This window comes from Enterobacter sp. CGMCC 5087 (assembly GCF_003144775.1).
In the GTDB taxonomy this organism is placed as follows: domain Bacteria; phylum Pseudomonadota; class Gammaproteobacteria; order Enterobacterales; family Enterobacteriaceae; genus Enterobacter; species Enterobacter cloacae_M.
On record NZ_QFXN01000114.1, the window covers coordinates 1 to 226 of the forward strand.

The window sequence follows — 226 nt, forward strand, 5'->3', positions numbered from 1 at the left end:
GGATGATCGATCAGCTGCGAATCGCTGATCGACGTTCCACGCGAAAACATGATCGATCAGAGCGGAATACGCAGGGAGGTCCTGATAGTTCGTTTTAAACTGGACAATATCTTCTTTCAGACCTTGTTTGGTGATGTAATCCAGCCCCCAGGCAGGACCAGAAGAATTAGGCTTTAGGTGATGTATAGCGCCATCTGACGCGGTATATGTAATCCCAGATCCACCG

At 48.7% G+C, this 226-nt stretch carries 1 pseudogene; it reads right to left on the bottom strand.

The window, feature by feature from the left end:
* Positions 1-226: pseudogene (locus DEO48_RS26930) on the bottom strand (hypothetical protein); the annotation flags it as partial.